General features: G+C 20.8%; 18 protein-coding genes, 1 tRNA gene and 1 rRNA gene. 16 read left to right on the top strand and 4 right to left on the bottom strand.

Annotated features, from left to right (window positions below):
• Positions 1-18 precede the first annotated feature (18 nt).
• From GJT84_RS02010 to GJT84_RS01990, 5 genes are read left to right on the top strand one after another with little or no spacing between them, the layout of a single operon-like run.
• Positions 19-516 (top strand): NADH-quinone oxidoreductase subunit J family protein, encoded by a 498-nt coding sequence (locus GJT84_RS02010; protein ID WP_168867260.1) that lies wholly within the window; start codon positions 19-21, stop codon positions 514-516.
• Positions 517-565: 49 nt separating this feature from the next.
• Positions 566-868, top strand: a complete 303-nt coding sequence (gene nuoK, locus GJT84_RS02005; protein WP_168867259.1) for an NADH-quinone oxidoreductase subunit NuoK — start codon at positions 566-568, stop codon at positions 866-868.
• Positions 865-2,730, top strand: coding sequence for an NADH-quinone oxidoreductase subunit L (nuoL, locus tag GJT84_RS02000; protein ID WP_168867258.1), 1,866 nt, complete (start codon positions 865-867; stop codon positions 2,728-2,730). The genes nuoK and nuoL overlap by 4 nt, the downstream gene beginning before the upstream one ends.
• 57 nt (positions 2,731-2,787) lie before the next feature.
• Complete coding sequence (nuoM, locus tag GJT84_RS01995) at positions 2,788-4,296, top strand: NADH-quinone oxidoreductase subunit M (protein ID WP_168867257.1); 1,509 nt, start codon at positions 2,788-2,790, stop codon at positions 4,294-4,296.
• A 51-nt stretch (positions 4,297-4,347) separates the two neighbouring features.
• Entirely contained in the window at positions 4,348-5,841 is a 1,494-nt protein-coding gene (locus tag GJT84_RS01990; RefSeq protein WP_168867256.1) for an NADH-quinone oxidoreductase subunit N, read from the top strand.
• Positions 5,842-5,861: 20 nt separating this feature from the next.
• Here the strand turns inward: GJT84_RS01990 and GJT84_RS01985 are convergent, their stop codons facing one another.
• On the bottom strand, positions 5,862-6,419 hold the full coding sequence (locus GJT84_RS01985) for a DedA family protein (protein WP_168867255.1): 558 nt from the start codon (positions 6,417-6,419) through the stop codon (positions 5,862-5,864).
• Positions 6,420-6,500: 81 nt separating this feature from the next.
• Positions 6,501-6,585 (bottom strand) — tRNA-Ser (locus GJT84_RS01980).
• Positions 6,586-6,666: 81 nt separating this feature from the next.
• Between GJT84_RS01980 and sbcB the strand changes: the two genes are divergently transcribed.
• Positions 6,667-8,097, top strand: coding sequence for an exodeoxyribonuclease I (gene sbcB, locus GJT84_RS01975; protein WP_168867254.1), 1,431 nt, complete (start codon positions 6,667-6,669; stop codon positions 8,095-8,097).
• 4 nt (positions 8,098-8,101) lie between these two features.
• On the opposite strand, the gene ribA is transcribed toward sbcB, so the two are convergent.
• Positions 8,102-8,695 (bottom strand): GTP cyclohydrolase II, encoded by a 594-nt coding sequence (gene ribA / locus GJT84_RS01970; RefSeq protein ID WP_168867253.1) that lies wholly within the window; start codon positions 8,693-8,695, stop codon positions 8,102-8,104.
• Between the two features lie 253 nt (positions 8,696-8,948).
• Here ribA and murJ point away from each other — a divergent pair, with 253 nt between their 5' ends.
• The 8 genes from murJ (at position 8,949) to pykF (ending at position 18,088) form a co-directional block, all read left to right on the top strand.
• The gene (gene murJ / locus GJT84_RS01965; protein ID WP_168867252.1) at positions 8,949-10,508 is read left to right on the top strand and encodes a murein biosynthesis integral membrane protein MurJ; all 1,560 of its coding nucleotides are present in this window, start codon (positions 8,949-8,951) and stop codon (positions 10,506-10,508) included.
• A gap of 542 nt (positions 10,509-11,050) precedes the next feature.
• Positions 11,051-11,428, top strand: coding sequence for an iron-sulfur cluster assembly accessory protein (locus GJT84_RS01960; RefSeq protein ID WP_168867251.1), 378 nt, complete (start codon positions 11,051-11,053; stop codon positions 11,426-11,428).
• An 11-nt stretch (positions 11,429-11,439) separates the two neighbouring features.
• The gene (sufB, locus tag GJT84_RS01955) at positions 11,440-12,906 is read left to right on the top strand and encodes a Fe-S cluster assembly protein SufB (protein ID WP_168867250.1); all 1,467 of its coding nucleotides are present in this window, start codon (positions 11,440-11,442) and stop codon (positions 12,904-12,906) included.
• 30 nt (positions 12,907-12,936) lie between these two features.
• Positions 12,937-13,677: a Fe-S cluster assembly ATPase SufC gene (gene sufC / locus GJT84_RS01950; protein WP_168867249.1), complete on the top strand. Its 741-nt coding sequence runs from the start codon at positions 12,937-12,939 to the stop codon at positions 13,675-13,677.
• Positions 13,658-14,959: a SufD family Fe-S cluster assembly protein gene (locus GJT84_RS01945; RefSeq protein ID WP_168867248.1), complete on the top strand. Its 1,302-nt coding sequence runs from the start codon at positions 13,658-13,660 to the stop codon at positions 14,957-14,959. Before sufC ends, GJT84_RS01945 begins: the two co-directional genes overlap by 20 nt.
• Positions 14,934-16,166, top strand: coding sequence for a SufS family cysteine desulfurase (locus tag GJT84_RS01940; protein WP_168867247.1), 1,233 nt, complete (start codon positions 14,934-14,936; stop codon positions 16,164-16,166). Before GJT84_RS01945 ends, GJT84_RS01940 begins: the two co-directional genes overlap by 26 nt.
• A 2-nt stretch (positions 16,167-16,168) precedes the next feature.
• Positions 16,169-16,600, top strand: coding sequence for a SufE family protein (locus GJT84_RS01935; RefSeq protein WP_168867246.1), 432 nt, complete (start codon positions 16,169-16,171; stop codon positions 16,598-16,600).
• 78 nt (positions 16,601-16,678) lie between these two features.
• Positions 16,679-18,088 carry a pyruvate kinase PykF gene (pykF, locus tag GJT84_RS01930; protein WP_168867245.1) on the top strand — a complete coding sequence of 470 codons (1,410 nt, stop codon included), beginning with the start codon at positions 16,679-16,681 and terminating at the stop codon, positions 18,086-18,088.
• Positions 18,089-18,273: 185 nt separating this feature from the next.
• Here the strand turns inward: pykF and GJT84_RS01925 are convergent, their stop codons facing one another.
• Positions 18,274-19,428 (bottom strand): aminotransferase class V-fold PLP-dependent enzyme, encoded by a 1,155-nt coding sequence (locus tag GJT84_RS01925; protein WP_168867244.1) that lies wholly within the window; start codon positions 19,426-19,428, stop codon positions 18,274-18,276.
• A 205-nt stretch (positions 19,429-19,633) separates the two neighbouring features.
• On the opposite strand from GJT84_RS01925, the gene murI reads away from it, so the two are divergent.
• Positions 19,634-20,449 carry a glutamate racemase gene (gene murI, locus GJT84_RS01920; RefSeq protein ID WP_168867243.1) on the top strand — a complete coding sequence of 272 codons (816 nt, stop codon included), beginning with the start codon at positions 19,634-19,636 and terminating at the stop codon, positions 20,447-20,449.
• A gap of 203 nt (positions 20,450-20,652) precedes the next feature.
• Positions 20,653-22,210: ribosomal RNA gene (locus GJT84_RS01915) — 16S ribosomal RNA — on the top strand.
• Positions 22,211-22,222: the final 12 nt, after the last annotated feature.

Genomic DNA, 22,222 nt, shown 5'->3' with positions numbered 1-22,222 from the left:
TAAATAAAAGGTTTATCTATGGAAATAATTTTTTATATATTAGGATTATTATCAATAATCTCTACATTATGTGTAGTAATAAGTATTAATCCTATGTATACATTAGTATATTTTTTAGTATCATTAATTTCTATATCAGGTATATTTTTTACTTTAGGTGATTATTTTGCAGGTGCTTTAGAAATTATTATTTATGCTGGTGCAATAGTTGTATTATTTGTTTTTGTATTAATGTTATTAAATCATAAACAAATAGCTTTAGAAGAAAAAAAAATATTAATAAAAAAACCAATAGTTTTAATTAGTTCTATTTTATTAACAATAGTTTTATTATTTTTTTTAATTTTTATGATTAAAGCATCATGTAATAATAAATATATATTTAATAATATTATTGATATAAATAGTATAGGAATAAATATGTTTAAACAATATAAAATAATTGTTGAATTAATATCAATATTATTATTAGCAGGACTAATTATAGTATTTCATATAGGAAATAAAAAAAATTAAACATTAAGTTTTTTAATACATTAATAATTTAAAATTAAAAAGTAAAAATATGATTCCTTTATATTATGGATTGTTGATAACAATTATTATATTTATAATAGGTTTAACTGGTGTAATTATTAGACAAAATATGTTGTATATTTTAATATGTGTAGAAATAATGTTAAATGCTGCAGCACTATCTTGTATAATTTCAGGAAATTATTGGAAACAAACAGAAGGAGAAATTATGTATATAATATCAATTACTATTGCTGCTATTGAAAGTTGTATAGGTTTAATTTTATTATTAAAATTATATCATTATCAAAATACAATTAATATTGATTCAATTAGTGAGATGAATGAATGAAATTTCTTTATTTTACTATTTTAATACCTTTAATAAGTTTTTTCATACTTTCTTTATTTTCTAAATATTTAAATAAAAAAATATCTACAATCATTGGTGTTGGGTCTATAGGTATTATTACAATAATTACATTTATAATTAATTTTATTTTTTTTAAAAATAATATTTTAATATATAAAGAATCTTTATGGCAAATTATAAATATAGATAATTTTCATATTAATTTTAATTTATATTTAGATATGCTTTCATTAACAATGTTATCAGTTACTACTGGTATTGGTTTTCTTATACATATATTTGCATCATGGTATATGAAAAATGATGAAGGTTATTCAAGATTTTTTGCATATACTAATTTATTTATTGCTAGTATGATTATGTTAATATTAGCAGATAATTTTATACTAATGTTTTTTGGTTGGGAATGTGTAGGTGTTTGTTCTTATTTATTAATAGGTTTTTTCTATAAAAATACTTCAAATGGATTATCTGCTATAAGAGCATTTTTAATTACTCGTTTAGGTGATATTTTTTTAGCAATAGGTATTTTTTTAATATTCAAATTATTTAAAACAATAAATTTTAAAGAAATATCTTTTTTAATTAATTCATCTCATTTTTATTATAAACCATTTTTATTAGATATAATTACTTTAATGTTAGCAATAGGTGCAATAAGTAAATCTGCTCAATTTCCATTTAATACTTGGTTAATAGATGCAATGGCAGGTCCTACTCCAGTTTCTGCATTAATTCATGCAGCTACTATGGTAACAGCAGGAGTTTATTTAATTTTACGAAATTATGTTTTATTTTCATTAACAAATAATATTTTATTATTTATAGGTATTATTGGAATAATAACGTTATTATTATCAGGATTATCTGCTTTAGTACAAAAAGATATAAAACGTATTCTAGCATATTCCACTATGAGTCAAATTGGTTATATGTTTTTAGCATTAGGTATACATTCATGGGAAGCTTCTTTATTTCATTTAATAACACATGCTTTTTTTAAAGCATTATTATTTTTATCTGTTGCTTCTATTATTATTTCTACTAATCATGAACAAAATATATTTAAAATGGGAAATATGAGAAAATATATACCTTTTATATATTATTGTTTTTTATTAGGAAGTTTATCATTATGTTCTTTTCCAATTATTAGTATTAGTAGTTTTAGTAAAGGAACTATTTTATATGAAGCTTTAATAAATCATTATTTTATTTTTGTTATATTGGGTTTTGTTGGTACTTTTATTACATCTTTATATATTACACGTCTAATTTATATTGTTTTTTATGGAAAAACAAATATAATACCTATTAAAAATAATAGTTGGAATCATAATATTCCATTAATAATATTAAGTATATTATCTAGTTTTATAGGTATAAAATTATTACCATTAAATATATATTCATTATTTAATGATGTAATGATTACACATACAAATCAATATTTTATATTAGAAATAATCTCAGCATTATTATCAACTACTGGTAGTATACTTTTTATATTATTTTGGAAAAATCGTAATTATTTATTAAAATTTATTAAAATAAATAATATTAATTTTTATATTATCAAAAATTTTTTTTATAATGGTTGTTATTTAGATTTAATATATAAAAAATTATTTATAAATAATTTTTTAAAAATATTATTTATCATTAAAAATGATCCTATTTCTCAGGGTATAGATATATTAATTAAATTTGCTCAAAAAACAGAACAAATTTTATTAATTAGTGAAAATGGATATATACGTTGGTATATATCATCTATGTGTTTAGGTATAATAATATTGTTATTAGTTATAATATTCAGTAATAAATATTATTTATTATAAAATAATATTTTAAAATTAATATTTTTTATTAAGTTTTAAAAATAATTAGGAAATATTATGTTATTACCTTGGTTTATATTAGTTCCTTTTATAGGTGGATTAATTTGTTGGCAAACTGAACGTTTAAATTATAAATTACCTCGTTGGATATCATTAATTTCTATTAGTATTGTTTTTTTTCTTTCTATTTTTGAATTATTTACTCATTCATATTTTTTAAATAGTAAATTATCTTTTCCATATATTGGATGGATATCAGAATTTATATTCCCTTGGATCCCAAGATTTGGTATAAATTTTCATTTAGCTACGGATGGTCTTTCTATAATCATGATTAATTTAACTGGATTATTAGGAATAATGGCAGTTTTATGTTCTTGGAATGAAACAAAAAAATTACATGGTTTTTTCCATTTAAATTTATTATGGATTTTAAGTGGGGTAATAGGTGTATTTCTTGCTATTGATATGTTTTTATTTTTTTTATGTTGGGAAATTATGTTAATTCCTATGTATTTTTTAATATCGTTATGGGGACATAATAATATAAAAGGTAAAAGTTGTATAACAGCAGCTACTAAATTTTTTATTTATACACAGGTTAGTGGTTTAATAATGTTATTTGGTATTTTAACATTAGTTTTTTTAAATCATGAGATAACAGGAATATGGACTTTTGAATATAATAATTTATTAAATACTCCAAAATCATTTAATTTAGAATTTTTATTAATGTTATGTTTTTTTATTGCTTTTGCTGTTAAAATTCCAGTAATTCCATTACATGGTTGGTTACCTGATGCTCATACTCAAGCACCTACAGCAGGATCTGTAGATTTAGCAGGTATTTTGTTAAAAACAGCTGCATATGGATTATTAAGATTTTCTTTACCATTGTTTCCTTTAGCTTCTTTAAAATTTGCTCCTATTGCAATGATATTAGGAATAGTAGGTATATTTTATGGATCCTGGTTAGCTTATATTCAAAATGATATAAAAAGAATAATAGCTTATACTTCAATATCTCATATGGGATTTGTACTTATTGGAATTTATAGTAATAATAAAATTGCTTATCAAGGAGTTATTATACAAATGATATCACATGGTATATCTGCTGCAGCTCAATTTATAATGTGTGGACAAATATATGAACGATTAAAAACAAGAAATATAAATTTAATGGGTGGGTTTTGGAGTAATATAAATTTATTACCAGGTTTTTTCTTATTTTTTTCTTTAGCAAGTTTAGGAATTCCAGGTACTGGAAATTTTATAGGAGAATTTTTAATTCTTATGGGAAATTTCCAAAATTATCCAATATATGCTAGTATTGCTATTTTTGGTTTATTATTTGCAAGTATTTATTCTTTAAATATGATGCAAAAAATTTTTTATGGACCAACAAAAACTGTTTTTCTTTTTAAAAAATTAGTTTATAGAGAAATATTTATTATTGTTTCTTTATTAATTTTATTATTGATATTAGGATTTTATCCTCAACCTATATTAAATATTTCTTATAATGTAATAAATAATATTTATTATAAAAATATATTACATTAAAATATTTTATAAAATAAATGGTTTTACAAAAGGAAGAATATAATATATTTTATGAAAAATTTAATACTATTATTACCTTTAATTATTATTATTTTAACAATAATAATTATACTTATAAGTATTTCTATTAAACGTAATAATTTTGTTCATTTAATAATAACAATCTGTGGTTTATTTTTTACTTTACTATCTATATTATACAATATGTATAATAATATTAATTATATTAATAATACATTGTTTATAATAGATAATTATTCTTATTTTTATACTATAATATTATTAATAACTAGTATTATAACTTGTATAATAGCATATCCTTGGTTAATAAATTATTATTATAATAAAGATGAATTTTATCTTTTAATTCTTATTTCCTCTATTGGAGGTATCGTTTTAACTTGTTCTAATAATTTTATTTCAATGTTAGTAAGCATGGAATTAATATCTATACCTATATTTGGTTTAATTGGATATAATTTAAAATTAAAAAATTCATTAGAAGCTAGTATTAAATATACTATACTTTCTAGTATAGCAACTTCTTTTTTTATATTAGGTATTTCATTAATTTATATTGATTATGGAAGTTTAAATTTTACATATATAAGTAAACAATATTTATTTAATTCAATTGTAAATAATATAAGTATTATTGGTTTAGTGTTAATTTTAGTTAGTATAGGATTTAAATTATCATTAGTACCTTTTCATTTATGGACCCCAGATATTTATCAAGGATCACCTACTGCAGTAACAATGTTTTTATCCACATTTAGTAAAATTTCTATTTTTACATCACTAGTAAGATTATTAGTTCATTTTACTAATATATCTTCAAATAGACTGATTTTATCTAATTTATTAATTTTTATATCAATAACTTCTATTATATTTGGAAATTTTTTAGCTATATCACAAAATAACATTAAACGTTTATTAGGATATTCTTCTATAGCTCATTTAGGTTATATATTAATAATATTAATATATAATATAATTATACCAAATAATATATTATTTTCATTAGAAACAATGGGAATATATATTATTAGTTATATATTAAATAATATAGGTATATTTACTGTTATTAGTATAATGTCTCATTTAAACATACAACAACAATATAAAAAAAATATTGATAATCTTGAATATTATAGAGGATTATTTTGGTATGAACCTGTTTTATCATTTATTATGACAGTTATGTTTTTATCTCTAGCTGGAATTCCAATTACTTTAGGTTTTATTTCTAAATTTTATTTAATACTATTAATTATTAAGATGAAATTATGGTATTTAGTATTTATAGTAATATTAGGTAGTGCAGCTGGTTTATATTATTATTTACGTGTTATAATTAATTTATACTTACCTCCATATAATAATAAATTATCTTTATTAATTTTTTCAAATAACTTAAATACAAAAAAAATATTTATTAGTAAATATTTAATATTATTATTAACAATAATTACTTTCTTATTAGGAGTATATCCTGAACCAATAATAAAAATTATAAAAATGTCTATTTTAATAAAATAAATATTATTGATCAATAATATTTATTTTTTTAAAAACGTATATATTATTTTTATTAATAATATGATACTTAAAATATATAGTATATATTTTGTTATTTTATTAATATCTTTGATCCAAGAAGTGATAATATCACCAAATATAAATCCTAAACTAACAAAAATTATAGACCATATTATGGCTCCTATAATATTAAATATCAAAAATTTAAATGTTTTTATTTTTGTTATACCAATAATGATTGGTCCAATTAATCTGAAACCATACATAAATCTAACCATAATAATAAATATATATGGATAATTTGTAATTAAATTTTGATATTTATATAATTTAAAATTATTTTTTTTAAAAAAAAATAATAATTTATTACTATATTTTTTACCAATATAAAATAAAAATTGATCTCCTATAATTGCACCTAACGTAGAAATTATTATAACCCAATGATAAATTAATAATTTTTTATGTGCTGCAATACCTCCAATAACAATACATGTCTCTCCTTCTAAAAGAGATCCTATAAGTATTATTAAATAACCGTATTGGTTAATGATTTTAGTGATATCTATATCAAACATTTTAAAATTATATAATAATCATTATAAATAAACAATTATAAAGTTATTTATAAATATTTTAATAATTTTATTATATATTCAAGGTGAGAAGGGGATTCGAACCCCTGATACGTTTCCATATATACGCTTTCCAGGCGTACGCCTTCAACCACTCGGCCATCTCACCGTATTAAACATTTAATTTGAAATTTTAATATATTATAAAATATATTGTTAAAATATTAAAATTATAATAATATTATTTATTATGTTAATAAATAATAAAATTATAAAAAATAAATCAAATTTTTTATTTTATGATTATGAAACTTTTGGTTTAAATCCTTCTATAGATAGGATAGCACAATTTGCTTGTGTACGCACTAACATAAATTTTGATATTATAGAAAAACCTATTATATTATATTGTAAAATACCAATAGATTATTTTCCTAATCCAGAATCTATTATTATTCATAATATAAGTCCTCAAATTGTTAATACTAAAGGAATTCTTGAATGTAATTTAGCAAAAAAAATTAATAAAATATTTTCTAAATATAATACTTGTATTGTAGGATATAATAATATTGCATTTGATGATGAATTTAGTCGTAATTTATTTTATAGAAATTTTTATGACCCATATAATTGGTATTGGAAAAATAATAATAGTAGATGGGATATATTAAATTTAGTAAGAGCATGTTGTGTTTTAAGACCAGATGGTCTTAATTGGCCTAAAATAAATAATATTCCTGTTTTTAATCTTGAAAAAATTGCTAATATTAATAATATAAAGTTATATTATAAATCACATGATGCATTATCTGATGTGTATGCTACCATAGCTATTGCTAAATTAATTAAAAAAAAACAATTATCTCTTTTTAATTATTTTTTTAAAAATAGACAAAAAAAAGAAATATTAAAAATAATTCATTTATCTAATATAAAACCTTTAATTTATATTAGTAGTGTATATAAAAATTCAAATAATAATATAGGATGTATTGTTCCCTTATTTTGGTCTTTTAAAAATAAAAATATATTAATTACTTTTGATTTAATCAATGATATAAATAGATTTATTAATTTAAATTGGCAAAAAAATATTTTAAATAATAATTTTTTAATTTATATAAAATTTATAAATATAAATAATTCTCCTCTATTATTACCAATAAATATATTAAAATCTAATGATATTAAACGTTTAAATTTTAATTTAATTTATTATCAAAAAAATTTTTTAAATTTTAAAAAATATTTTTTAAAAATTAAAAATATTATTTTTTCTTGTTTAATTAAATTTTATAATAATAATATGAATTATGATATTAACAATGTAGATACTCAATTATATAAAAATTTTTTTGGATATTCAGATTTACAAAATTTTAAAAAACTTCATAAAACACCTATTAATAAATTAAAACAATTTATTTTTAATGACTATAGAGCTAATGAATTATTATTCAGATATAGAGCTAGAAATTTTCCAGAAATTTTAAATGATTTAGAAAAAAATAAATGGAATTTATATATTAAAAATATTTTTAATAAAAATTATATTTTAAACTATATTAATCAAATAGAAATTTTATTAAATAAATATAAAAATTGTGAAGAACAAAAAACTATTCTAAATGATTTATTAAAATATTTCAAAATTATTATAAAAAAAAATAAAATTTAAAAATTTATTTAAATATATGACCCATTTTTATAGCTTTAGTATTTAAATATTTATTATTTTTTGAATTATATCCTACAATTAATGGAATACGACTAACCACATTAATGCCAATTTTTCTTAAAATATTAATTTTATTAGGATTATTAGTTAATAATTTTATTTTTAAAATACCTAATGTTTTTAATATATTTGCACATGAAGTATAATCTCTTTCATCTGCAGCAAAACCTAATTTATGATTTGCTTCTACAGTATCTAATCCTTTATCTTGATAATTATAAGCTTTAATTTTATTTAATAAACCTATATTTCTACCTTCTTGTCTATGATAAATTAATATTCCACAATTTGCTTTAGAAATTTGTATTAAAGAAGATTTTAATTGAAAACCACAATCACAACGTAAACTAAATAAAGAATCTCCAGTTAAACATTCAGAATGAATTCTTGTTAAAATAATTGGTGTTTTATAAATCTTTTTCATTCCATAAATTAAAGCAATATGACTATTTCCAGTAGAGATTTCTTCAAATCCTATTATAATAAACTCTCCCCATATAGTTGGTAATTTTGCTCTTGATATTTCTTTTAAATTCATATAATAATTCCTTATTAAGGATAAATGATTTTTATCATTTATTAGGTTATATAACCTAACATAAAGATATAACTTTTGTAAAAGTCAAAATTAAATTTATATATTATAAATAAATAAACTAAAATGTTTATATAACTAATTTTTTTATAAAAATGTTATAATAAATATATAAAATTTTTGTTTATATAATATATTGAAATTTTTATTAAAATAATTTATTTATATAACAAATTATTTTTGTTTAAGGAAAAATATGAATTTGTTAAAATCATTAACAATGGTTAGTATTATAACATTATTATCTAGATTGTTAGGATTTATTAGAGATAGTTTTATAGCAAAAATTTTTGGAGCAGGTGTTTATAGTGATTCTTTTTTTATAGCATTTAAATTACCAAATTTATTACGTCGTATTTTTGCAGAAGGAGCTTTTTCTCAAGCTTTTACTCCTGTATTAGCTGAATATAAAAATAAAAAAAGTATAATTGAAACTAAAGAATTTGTTTCTGCTGTATTAGGTATATTAACAATATTATTAACAATTGTTGTTTTATCCGGTATAATATTTTCTTCTTTAATTATTTCTATAATAGCACCTGGTTTTGTTACTACTAATTATAAATTAGTATTAACATCTAAAATGTTAAAAATAACTTTTCCTTATATTTTATTAGTTTCTTTATCTTCATTGGCAAGTTCTGTTTTAAACATATGGAAAAATTTTTTAGTTCCTGCATTAACGCCTATATTATTAAATATATGTATGATAATTATTATTATGTTTTTTCCATCTTATTTTAATCCTCCAGTATTAATATTAGCATGGTCTGTCATAATCGGAGGTTGTATACAACTTATTTATCAATTAATTTATTTAAAAAGAATAGATATGTTTGTATTACCACGTTGTAAATTTGTTATTTATAATAACATAAATGGTATAATAAAAGTCTTTAAAAAAATGGGTATAGCTATTATTGGTGTATCTGCAACTCAAATATCTTTATTAATTAATTCTGTTTTTGCTTCTTTTTTAATTACAGGTTCTGTTACTTGGATTTATTATGCTGATCGTTTAATGGAATTACCTATTGGTATGTTTGCTGTTGCATTAAGTATAGTATTATTACCAGCATTAACTGATGCATTTACTATGAATAATGAAAAAGATTTTAATAAATTAATAGATTTAGGTTTACGTTTATGTTTTATTTTAATAATACCAAGTTCTTTAATGTTAGGTATGTTTTCTAAAATATTATTAATTTGTTTATTTAAATATGGAGCTTTTAATTACTTTGATGTTTTAATGTGTCAAAAAAATCTTATTATTTATTCTGTGGGTTTATTATTTATAATAACATCTAAAGTTTTAGCTTTAGGATATTATGCAAGACAAAATGTTAGAACTCCTGTAGTTGTTGCAATATTAGTTTTAATTTTTACTCAATTTATGAGTCCTTTATTTATTTTTTTCTTAAATCATATTGGTTTTGCTATAGCAATATGTTTAGCTGCATTCTTAAATTTTGTTATATTACTTTATAAATTAGTACGAAGTGAAATTTATATTCCGGAGCCTGGGTGGTGCAGTTTTATTATAAGATTAACAATCGTTACTATAATTTTAGGAATGATGTTATCATATTTATCTAACTTAGTTTCTCTAGAATGGTTAATTATATCTGATTTAAGATTTCGTATGGCATTTTTATTTATTGTTTGTATATTAGTTTTAATATTATATCTATTAGTATTATTTTTATTAGGTTTTCGTTCACAAGAATTTTCATTACATAAAATACAAAAATAATTTTTTATTAATTTTATTAATCTATAATATTAGAAATATTATATTTATTAGTTTAATAAAATATTTTTTAACATAATTATATTACATATAATTAAATTTATTACAATATAACATAATTTTTTTAAAATATTTTTTCAGATAAATAATTTTTTACTAAAATATTAATAATAAATTATTAAATTTAATTAATAAAATATTATTATTATTAAATAATAATTAAAAAATAAAAATTCAATGAAATAACTTATTTATTTTAAAAAATATTTTATTTTTTATAATAAAAAAATAAAAATAAAATTTTTATATAAATTATTATTTATATAATCTAATTATTTTAATAAAGAGTTACTATTAATATAGTAAATATTCAAATAAATAATTAAAATATAATAAGTTAATTTTTTAAAAAATGAAAACATTAATAAACTATTCATAATAAAAAATATTATTTAGATAATAACTAAGTATTCTTATTTATATTATATTTTATATATATTAATTGATATAATAAGATAAAATTTATTATTTATTGGATCATAATTATGATATTTAAAAAAAAATTAATCCATTTTTCTTGTAAAAAATATGTTTGGAAAGGAATTTTTTTAACTAATAATGCATTATTACAAATTAATAAAATAATAAAAATTAATTTTACAGTAAATAGTATTAGATTAATTTTAAAACAAACAGGTTGCTTTGGTTTTAAATATAAAATTGAATTAGTACAAAATTTTTTTAACGATGATTTAATTTTTCAAAATAATAACATTATTATATATATAAAAAGAACAGATATTGTTTTTATAGATGGAACAATTATAGATTTTATTAAAGAAAATTTTAAAGAATATTTTAAGTATTATAATAATAATATAATTAAATCTTGTGGTTGTGGAGAAAGTTTTAATATTAAATAAAAAAATTTACTATGAAAAATAATATAAAAAATAAAATTAGATATTTTAATAAAAAAAAAACTATTTATAAAGAAGGATTTTCTACAAATTTAAAAAATGAACAATTTACTCCAGGAATAAATGAAAACATAATAAAAAAGATATCTCAAATACGTAATGAACCTAAATGGATGTTAGATTTTAGATTAAAAGGATATTATTTTTGGATAAATAATAAAGAACCACATTGGTTAAATGGACATTTTGATAAATTAAATTATCAAAATTATATTTATTATTCCGCACCTTTATCTGATATTAATCATGATAAATTAAATACTACTTTTAATTTTAATAAAAATAAATATTTTACAAATGCTGTATCAGATACTTTTAATAAATTAAATATTCCTATTAATAATAAAAATATAGCAATTGATGCTATTTTCGATTCTGTATCTGTTATTACAACTCATAAAGATAAATTATTAAAAAAAGGAATAATTTTTTGTTCTTTAAATGATGCTATACAAAATTATCCCGATTTAGTTAAAAAATATTTAGGTTCTGTTGTTCCTGCAAATGATAATTTTTTTGCATCTTTAAACGCAGCTGTAGCTTCCGATGGAACATTTATATATATACCAAAAAATGTACATTGTCCTATAGAATTATCAACTTATTTTCGTATAAATGAAAAGAATATTGGACAATTTGAACGTACAATTTTAATTGCAGATGAAAATAGCAGTGTAAATTATATAGAAGGATGTTCTGCTCCTATAAGACATAATTATCAATTACATGCTGCTGTTGTAGAAGTAATATTATTAAAAAATGCTAAAGTAAAATATTCTACAGTACAAAATTGGTTTTCAGGAAATAAGCATTCAGGAGGTATCTTAAATTTTGTTACTAAAAGAGCAATATGTAAAGGAAAATATAGTAAAATGTCATGGACTCAATCAGAAACAGGATCTGCTATTACATGGAAATATCCTAGTGTGATTTTACAAGGAGATTATTCTATTGGTGAATTTTTTTCAATTTCATTAACAAATGGTTATCAACAAGCTGATACTGGAACAAAAATGATTCATATAGGTAAACATACAAAATCAACAATTATATCTAAAAGTATTTCTACTGAAAATAGTAAAAATACTTATAGAAGTTTAGTAAAAATTAATAAAAAATCAGATTATTCTCGTAATTTTACTCAATGTGATTCAATTTTAATTGGTTCAAAATGTAGTACTCATACATATCCTAATTTAAATATTGCTAATCATACTTCACAAGTTGAACATGAAGCTACAACTTCTAAAATAGGAGAAGATCAAATATTTTTTTGTCTACAAAGGGGTATTAGCATAGAAAATGCTGTTTCTATTATTATTAATGGATTTTGTAAAGATATTTTTATTAAATTTCCTTTAGAATTTGCTATAGAAGCACAAAAATTATTATCAGTTAACTTGGAAAAAAGTATTGGTTAAAATTTTAATCAATATAATTTATATAAAATTATGTTAAAAATAAAAGATTTACATGTTCATATAAATAATAAAGTAATATTAGATAAATTTAATTTAACAATTAATTCTGGAGAAATTCATGCTATAATGGGTCCTAATGGTTCAGGTAAAAGTACTTTATCATTTATTTTAGTAGGAAAAAAAGAGTATATTATTTCTAAAGGAAATATATATTTTAAAAAAAAAAATTTATTAAATATGGCTCCTGAAATAAGAGCAAGAGAAGGTATTTTTGCTTCGTTTCAATATCCTCCTGAAATACCTGGTGTTACTAATAATTTATTTTTATATACATCATTAAATGAAATAAGAAAATATAATGGGTTATCTGTATTAGATAGATTTGATTTTCAAGATTTAATTCAAAAAAACATAAAAATATTAGGTATAAAAGAAGATTTTCTTCAACGATTTGTAAATGTTGGTTTTTCTGGAGGAGAAAAAAAAATTAATGATATATTACAAATGTTAATTTTAAAACCAAAATTATGTATTTTAGATGAAATTGATTCAGGATTAGATATTGATGCATTAAAAAAAGTTTCAAATATAATAAATATTATGAGATCTAAGAATAGGTCATTTATTATTATTACACATTATCGTCGTATTCTAGATTATGTTAAACCAGATTATGTACATATACTTTATAATAACAAAATTGTTAAATCTAGTGACTTTATGCTAGTAAAACAATTAGAGGATCAAGGTTATGGCTGGCTTAATAAATAATAATTTATTAAAACAATTAAATAATATATATCAATTACATAAAAAAAAATATTTTTCAGAACAATCAGAAAATCATTGGTTAAAATTAAAAAAATTATTAAATAATCAACAATATATAAAAAAAAATACATATTATAATATTATAAATAATCAATTATTTAAAATTCCTTTAACTAAACCATTATTTAAAAAAGATTTAACAAATATTATTTTTAAATTAGATGGTATTTTTTTATATTTTATTAATGGAAAATTAAATCAAAATATAAGTGATATAAATAATATTTGGTATAAAATAACTATTAATAAATTTAATAATTTAAAAAATAAAAATAATTTTATTAAACATAATATTTTTACTCATTTATCAGAATCTTTATCTAAAGAAATTGTTTTTATTGATATAAACTTAAATAATATCAATAATATAAAACCACTTTATTTAATATATATTAATATAGGAAATAATAGTAATAATTTTTTTTATATGTCAAATTATAGAAATTATATACATATTAAAAAAAGGCAATCTATTACAATATTTGAACATTATATTAATATAAATCAATCTTATTTTAGTAATATTTATACAACTTTAATTGTAGATAATAATGTTAGTTTAACTCATTATAAATTAATTACTGGAGATGAAAAAAATTATTATTTTAATAATAATGAGTATTTTATTAAAAATAACAGTTATATTAAAAAATATGATTTTTTAATGTCAAATAAAATTATATATCAAAATAATAATTTTCAATTTAATGGAAATAATTCTAAACTAGAATATAAAAGTTTATCTTTATTAAAAGGAAATAATATTTCTTATATTAAAAGTTATTTAGAACATAATAAAAAATATTGTTATAGTAATCAACTTTTTAAAGCAATAGTTTCTGATAACTCTATTATAAATTTTAAAGGATTATTAAAGATTAATCCATTAGCTATACAAACAGATGGTAAAATGAATTATAGTGGATTATTACTTAATAAATCTTCAGAAATGAATGTTAAACCAGAATTAGATATTTATAATAATGATGTAAAATGTAAACATGGTGTTTTTTCTGGTAAAATAGATAATAATCAATTATTTTTTTTAAGAACAAGAGGTATAGATTTTAAAAAATCACAAAATATACTTCTTTTTGCATTCGTAGTTGACTTTATTCAAAATCTTTGTGATGATGATTTTAAAAAAAAAATATGTAATTATTTATCAAATTATTTCTCTAAAGAGAATATTTTTAATGAATTTAAATTTAATAAAAATTAGAAAACAATTTCCTATTTTATCACGTAAAGTTAATAAACATAACTTTATTTACTTTGATAATGCTGCTACTGTACAAAAACCAATATCAGTTATTTCTAAATTGAGTAATTTTTATAAAAAAAATTATTCATCAGTGCATAGAGGAACGCATACATTAAGTATAGAAGCAACTAATATTATGGAAAAAATACGTCAACAAGTAGCTAATTTTATTAATGCAAAAAAATCAGAAGAAATAATTTTTACTAAAGGTACTACAGAAGGAATAAATTTAATTGCAAATACTTGGGGAGTAAATAATCTTTTTCCAGGAGATAATATTATTATCTCCGAAATGGAACATCATTCGAATATTATTCCATGGAAGATTATATCAAAAAAAATAGGTTTTAACATTTATATTATACCATTAACTAAAAATGGAGAATTAAATTTTAAACAAATTGATAATTTAATAAATCAAAAAACTAAATTAATATCTATTACTTATATTTCTAATGTATTAGGTACAATTAATCCAATAAATAAAATAGTAAAATTAGCTAAAAGTAAAAATATCTTAACATTAATAGATGGTGCTCAAGCAGTTACAAATAGAATAGTTAATGTACAAGATATTGGATGTGATTTTTTTGTTTTTTCTGGACATAAAATTTTTGGACCTACAGGAATTGGTATTCTTTATGGGAAAAAAAATATATTAGAATTAATACCACCTTGGGAAGGTGGAGGAGGTATGATAAGTAATATTGATTGTAATAATTTTCCTATTTGGGAAAAAATACCATGGAAATTTGAAGCAGGTTCTCCTAATATTGCAGGAATTATAGGCTTAGGTGCAGCATTATCATGGTTTACATCTTTTAATATCAAAGATATTATAAATCATAATAAAAATTTAATGTTATATGCTTTAAAAAAAATTTCTAATATACCAAATATCAAGTTATTTGGTAATTATTTTTTAGAAAATAGAGTAGGTATTATTTCTTTTAATTTAAACAATTGTCATCCTTATGATATAGGATGTTTTCTTGATGAATATGGTATTGCAATACGTACTGGACATCATTGTGCTATTCCTATAATGAAATATTATAATGTTAAATCTATGTGTAGAATATCTTTTTCTATATATAATAATTTTGAAGAAATAGATATATTTATTAGTAAATTAATCTATATAAATAATTTATTAAATAAATAATTATGGTTATAAATATATTACCTAATCAAAATATATTAAAAGCTAACTTTAAACGTTGTAATAATTGGGAAGAACGTTATTTATATATAATTGAATTAGGACACAAAATTTCTATTTTATCACCAAAACATCATTCTTTGAAAAATTTAATTCATGGTTGTCAAAGTCAAGTTTGGATTACATTAAAAATTGATTTTAGTAATAATTATGTATTATTTAAAGGATATAGTGATTCTTCTATAGTACAAGGTTTATTAGCTATTATTTTTATATTTTATAATAATAAAACTTATAATAAAATTATTAACTTTGATATTCAATCATGTTTTAAACAATTATCTTTAGATAAATATTTATCTTTATCTAGATTACAAGGAATAGAAATTATTATAAATACTATAAAAAAAAAATTAATAAAATTAACTAATAAATAATATTTTTAAAAAATTACATTAATTTATTTATAATAAAAAATATTTATAATATTTTAAAATATAGGAATTATAAAATATATGAAAAAAACAAAAATAATATGTACTATTGGACCTAGTTCTGAATCTAAAGATATATTATCTAAATTATTAAATTTAGGAATGAATGTTATGAGATTAAATTTTTCTCATGGAAATCATAAAGATCATGAAAAACGTATTATACTTTTAAGAGAAATTATGAATATAACAGGACAAAATGCAGCAATATTATTAGATACTAAAGGTCCTGAAATACGTACTATAAAACTTAAAAATGGTATAGATGTATATTTAAAATCTGGACAAAAATTTATTTTAACTACAGATAAATCTGTTATTGGTGATAAACATTGTGTTGCAATAACATATCCTAATTTAATTTTTGATCTTAATGTAGGAAATAAAATACTTGTAGATGATGGTCTTATAGAAATGAAAGTATTAGAAATAAGTAATAATAATATTATTTGTCAAGTATTAAATAATGGTAAATTATCAGAAAATAAAGGAATTAATTTACCTGGAATATCTACTAAATTACCTTCTTTATCAACAAAAGATAAAGATGATTTAATCTTTGCATGTAAAAATAAAATAGATTATATTGCTGCTTCATTTATAAGAAAAAAAGAAGATATATTAGAAATTAAAAATTTTTTAAAAAAAAATAAAGGAGAAAATATTCAAATTATAGCAAAAATTGAAAATCAAGAAGGGTTAAATAATTTTGATGATATTTTAAGTGTTGCTGATGGAATTATGGTTGCTAGAGGAGATTTAGGAGTAGAAATACCAGTAGAAGATGTAATTTTTGCTCAAAAAATGATGATTAAAAAATGTAATTTTTTTGGTAAAGTAGTAATAACAGCAACTCAAATGTTAGATTCGATGATTAAAAATCCTCGTCCTACAAGAGCAGAAGCTGGAGATGTAGCTAATGCAATTTTAGATGGTACTGATGCTGTTATGTTATCCGGAGAAAGTGCTAAAGGAAAATATCCTTTAGAATCTGTTGCTATTATGTCTAATATTTGTGAAAGAACAGATATAACTATGAATAATAGAATAAATTTTTATAAAAATACAGAAATGAGTATTACTGATGCAATATGTCGGAGTGCAGTAGAAATATCAGAAAAATTAAAAGCACCTTTAATTATTGTAGCAACAGAATTAGGTAAATCTGCAAAATCAGTAAGAAAATATTTTCCTAAAGCTATTATTTTAGCTTTAACTACTAATATTAAAACTTCTAAACAATTAATATTAAGTAAAGGAATAATACCTAAATTAGTAAAAAAAATATTATCTACAGATGATTTTTATCATATAGGTAAAAAAGTTGCTTTATCTAGTAAATATGCTGTAAAAGGAGATGTTATTGTTATGGTTTCTGGAGCTTTAGTACCAAGTGGAACAACAAATACTACTTCTGTACATATAATATAATTATATATAATATATTTAAAATTAATATTTTCTATAATATAGAAATTATATTAATTATAAATAAATTATGAATTTTTATAAAAATATAATAATAATTATTATTATATTTTATTAAATTTTTATTTAATTAAATATAAATTACTATAAATTTATTTATTAATATTTTTATATTTTATAAATATAATTTATTTATGTATTATTTTATTTATTGATTTATGTAATTTATAAATAGTATAATCAATTTCTTTTTTAGTAGTAAATCTACCTAAAGAAATACGTATAGAATTCTGAATTAATTCATTTTTTAATCCTATTGATTTTAATACATATGAAGATTGAGAATAATAAGATGTACATGCTGATGAAAAAGAAACAGCAATATTTTTCATTTCTATAATAAGTAATTTATTAAATATATTTTTAATACCTATATTAATTATATAAGGAGAACTATTTAAATAATTTCCATTATAATATATACCTTTTATATTTTTTATATTATTCCATAAATAATGTTTTAAATCTTGAATTCTTAATCTATCTTTTTCCATTTCATTAATAGAAATCAGTAATGCTTCTGACATACCAATTATTTGATGAACAGCTAAAGTTCCTGATCTAATATTTTGTTCTTGTCCTCCTCCATGAATAAAAGTTTCTAACATAATGCTTGATTTTTTTTTATTAATATATAAAGCACCTATACCTTTTGGTCCATAAAATTTATGTGCAGAAAATGACATTAAATCAATATTCATATTTTTTAAATTAAATGGATACTTTCCAATACTTTGAGTTGCATCAACATGATAAATTATATTTTCATTATGGCATATTTTCCCTATTTTTGATATATTTTGAATTACTCCTATTTCATTATTTACATGCATAATAGAAACTAGAATAGTTTTTTTATTAATTGCCTCTTTTAGTTTATTTAAATTTATTAAACCATCTTTAGATGGTTTTAAATATGTAACATTAAATCCAATTTTTTCTAAATAATTACATGTTTCTATTACTGATTTATGTTCTATTGTACTAGTAATAATATGTTTTTTATTTTTTTTAAAACAATTAACTACACATTTTATTGCTATATTTATAGATTCACTTGCTGTAGATGTAAATATAATTTCATTATCATTACATCCTATACATTTAGCTATATTATTTCTAGCTGTATCAATAGCTTTTTCAGCATTCCATCCAAATATATGTAAATTAGAAGAAGGATTACCAAAATTTCCATCTATAGTTAAATATTTCATCATTTTTTTTGAAACTCTTTTATCTACTGGTGTAGTAGCTGCATAATCTAAATAAATTGAATTTTTCATTATTTTCATCCATAAAATTATATATTTATAATAAAAATTATGTATTATTTTATAATATTTAATTATTAAAAAATTTTTTATATTTTAGTTTTGATTAAGAATAAAATAAATATTAAATTTTTTAAATAAAATTTTTACTAATTAAATTTATATAACAATATTTTTAAATAAAAATAAAAATTTACAAAAAAAAGAAAACTTTATTATGAATAAAATATTATTAAAATCTCAAATTACAATTTTTATTTTTGATTCAGGAGTAGGAGGAATATCAATATATAATCAAATTAAAAAAATATTTCCTGAAATATATTTCATATATTTATTAGATAATCAATTTTTTCCTTATGGTATAAAATCAAAAAATTATATTTTTAAACGTTGTATAAAAATTTTAAAACAAATTTCATATTATTATCATTTTTCATTAGCAATAATAGCATGTAATACAGCTAGTGTTTCTAGTCTTCCTATAATACAAAATTATTTTTCTTTTCCAATAATAGGAGTTACTCCAGTTATAAACGATGCTATTAACAAAACAAATAATGGTGTAATTGGTATAGTAGCAACTAAAACAACTTTAGAAAATTATTCTATAAAAAAAAAAATTAAATATTATAGTAAAAATTATATTATAAAAACTTTATCATCTAAAAAATTAGTATTATTATCTGAAGAAAAAATACAAGGATTAAATATATCTCTAAAACAAATAAAAAAAATTTTTAATCCTTGGTATAAATTAAAAAATTTTCCAGATACAATAGTATTAGGTTGTACTCATTTTCCTTTAATTATTAATGAATTAAAAAAAATTTTACCTGAAAATATTACATTTTTATATTCCAATGATTATATAATTTCGGAAATAAATAAAATTATAACTAATAATAGGTTTTCATTTAATATTCAAAAAAATATTATTTTATATACAAAACATAATTTAAAAATAGAAAAAATAAAAAAATATTTATTTCATCTAGGATTTAATGTTTTTAAAAAATTTAAAATTAAATAAAATTATTATTAATTTTATAAAAAATTCTTGACTCTTTTATATTTGCATGTAAGATAAATTTTAATGCTTTATTTTAATATAGTTCTTTAACAATATATAAAAATTTTTTAAGGGCACTCTTTTATAAGAGTTTTGTTAATTTATAAATTTAGTTTTAATAAAAATTAAATTGAAGTTTTTTATTTGATTTAATTTTTATATTTCAATTGAAGAGTTTGATCATGGCTCAGATTGAACGCTGGCGGCAAGCTTAACACATGCAAGTCGAGCGGCATCAAGATAAATAGTTTACTATTTATTGTTGGCAAGCGGCGGACGGGTGAGTAATATCTGGGGATCTGCCTTTTGGAGGGGGATAACTATTGGAAACGATAGCTAATACCGCATAATATCGTAAGATTAAAGTGGGGGATTTTATGATTTTTATAAAACCTCATACCATTAGATGAACCCAGACGAGATTAGCTAGTAGGTAAGGTAAAAGCTTACCTAGGCTACGATCTCTAGCTGGTCTGAGAGGATGATCAGCCACACTGGAACTGAGACACGGTCCAGACTCCTACGGGAGGCAGCAGTGGGGAATATTGCACAATGGGCGAAAGCCTGATGCAGCTATGCCGCGTGTATGAAGAAGGCCTTAGGGTTGTAAAGTACTTTCAACAAGAAAGAAATAATAAAATTTAATAAATTTTATTACTGACGTTACTTGTAAAAGAAGCACCGGCTAACTCCGTGCCAGCAGCCGCGGTAATACGGAGGGTGCGAGCGTTAATCGGAATTACTGGGCGTAAAGAGCACGTAGGCGGTATATTAAGTCAGATGTGAAATCCCTGAGCTTAACTTAGGAATTGCATTTGAAACTGATATACTTGAGTTTCATAGAGGGGGGTAGAATTCCAGGTGTAGCGGTGAAATGCGTAGATATCTGGAGGAATACCAGTGGCGAAGGCGGCCCCCTGGATGAATACTGACGCTGAGGTGCGAAAGCATGGGTAGCAAACAGGATTAGATACCCTGGTAGTCCATGCTGTAAACGATGTCGACTTGGAGGTTGTAAGCTTGACTTGTAACTTTCGTAGCTAACGCGTTAAGTCGACCGCCTGGGGAGTACGACCGCAAGGTTAAAACTCAAATGAATTGACGGGGGCCCGCACAAGCGGTGGAGCATGTGGTTTAATTCGATGCAACGCGAAAAACCTTACCTGGTCTTGACATCCATGGAATTTAGTAGAGATACTTTAGTGCCTTCGGGAACCATGAGACAGGTGCTGCATGGCTGTCGTCAGCTCGTGTTGTGAAATGTTGGGTTAAGTCCCGCAACGAGCGCAACCCTTGTCCTTTGTTGCCAACGGTTCGGCCGGGAACTCAAAGGAAACTGCCGGTGATAAACCGGAGGAAGGTGGGGACGACGTCAAGTCATCATGGCCCTTACGACCAGGGCTACACACGTGCTACAATGGTATATACAAAGGGAAGCATCCTCGCGAGAGTAAGCGGATCTCACAAAATATATCGTAGTTCGGATTGGAGTCTGCAACTCGACTCCATGAAGTCGGAATCGCTAGTAATCGTAGATCAGAACGCTACGGTGAATACGTTCCCGGGCCTTGTACACACCGCCCGTCACACCATGGAAGTGAGTTGTAAAAGAAGTAAGTTGCTTAACCTTTATGGAGGGCGCTTACCACTTTGTGATTCATAACTGGGGTGAAGTCGTAACAAGGTAACCGTAGGGGAACCTGTGGTTGGATCACCTCCTTTACTATAAGTACA

This window comes from Enterobacteriaceae endosymbiont of Plateumaris sericea, from assembly GCF_012562605.1.
In the GTDB taxonomy this organism is placed as follows: domain Bacteria; phylum Pseudomonadota; class Gammaproteobacteria; order Enterobacterales; family Enterobacteriaceae.
The sequence above is the reverse complement of the archived record's forward strand: the minus strand, read 5'-3'. Positions and strand labels throughout refer to the sequence as shown.

Bases quoted from the DNA above. Each gene is read 5' to 3' on its own strand.
- nuoK (WP_168867259.1), top strand. From the start codon at position 566: ATGATTCCTTTATATTATGGATTGTTGATAACAATTATTATATTTATA.
- sufB (WP_168867250.1), top strand. From the start codon at position 11,440: ATGAAAAATAATATAAAAAATAAAATTAGATATTTTAATAAAAAAAAA.
- nuoM (WP_168867257.1), top strand. From the start codon at position 2,788: ATGTTATTACCTTGGTTTATATTAGTTCCTTTTATAGGTGGATTAATT.
- GJT84_RS01940 (WP_168867247.1), top strand. From the start codon at position 14,934: ATGAATTTAAATTTAATAAAAATTAGAAAACAATTTCCTATTTTATCA.
- murI (WP_168867243.1), top strand. From the start codon at position 19,634: ATGAATAAAATATTATTAAAATCTCAAATTACAATTTTTATTTTTGAT.
- ribA (WP_168867253.1), bottom strand. From the start codon at position 8,695: ATGAATTTAAAAGAAATATCAAGAGCAAAATTACCAACTATATGGGGA.
- GJT84_RS01990 (WP_168867256.1), top strand. From the start codon at position 4,348: ATGAAAAATTTAATACTATTATTACCTTTAATTATTATTATTTTAACA.
- nuoL (WP_168867258.1), top strand. From the start codon at position 865: ATGAAATTTCTTTATTTTACTATTTTAATACCTTTAATAAGTTTTTTC.
- GJT84_RS02010 (WP_168867260.1), top strand. From the start codon at position 19: ATGGAAATAATTTTTTATATATTAGGATTATTATCAATAATCTCTACA.
- GJT84_RS01960 (WP_168867251.1), top strand. From the start codon at position 11,051: ATGATATTTAAAAAAAAATTAATCCATTTTTCTTGTAAAAAATATGTT.
- sbcB (WP_168867254.1), top strand. From the start codon at position 6,667: ATGTTAATAAATAATAAAATTATAAAAAATAAATCAAATTTTTTATTT.
- GJT84_RS01945 (WP_168867248.1), top strand. From the start codon at position 13,658: ATGGCTGGCTTAATAAATAATAATTTATTAAAACAATTAAATAATATA.
- GJT84_RS01935 (WP_168867246.1), top strand. From the start codon at position 16,169: ATGGTTATAAATATATTACCTAATCAAAATATATTAAAAGCTAACTTT.
- sufC (WP_168867249.1), top strand. From the start codon at position 12,937: ATGTTAAAAATAAAAGATTTACATGTTCATATAAATAATAAAGTAATA.
- murJ (WP_168867252.1), top strand. From the start codon at position 8,949: ATGAATTTGTTAAAATCATTAACAATGGTTAGTATTATAACATTATTA.
- GJT84_RS01925 (WP_168867244.1), bottom strand. From the start codon at position 19,428: ATGAAAAATTCAATTTATTTAGATTATGCAGCTACTACACCAGTAGAT.
- pykF (WP_168867245.1), top strand. From the start codon at position 16,679: ATGAAAAAAACAAAAATAATATGTACTATTGGACCTAGTTCTGAATCT.
- GJT84_RS01985 (WP_168867255.1), bottom strand. From the start codon at position 6,419: ATGTTTGATATAGATATCACTAAAATCATTAACCAATACGGTTATTTA.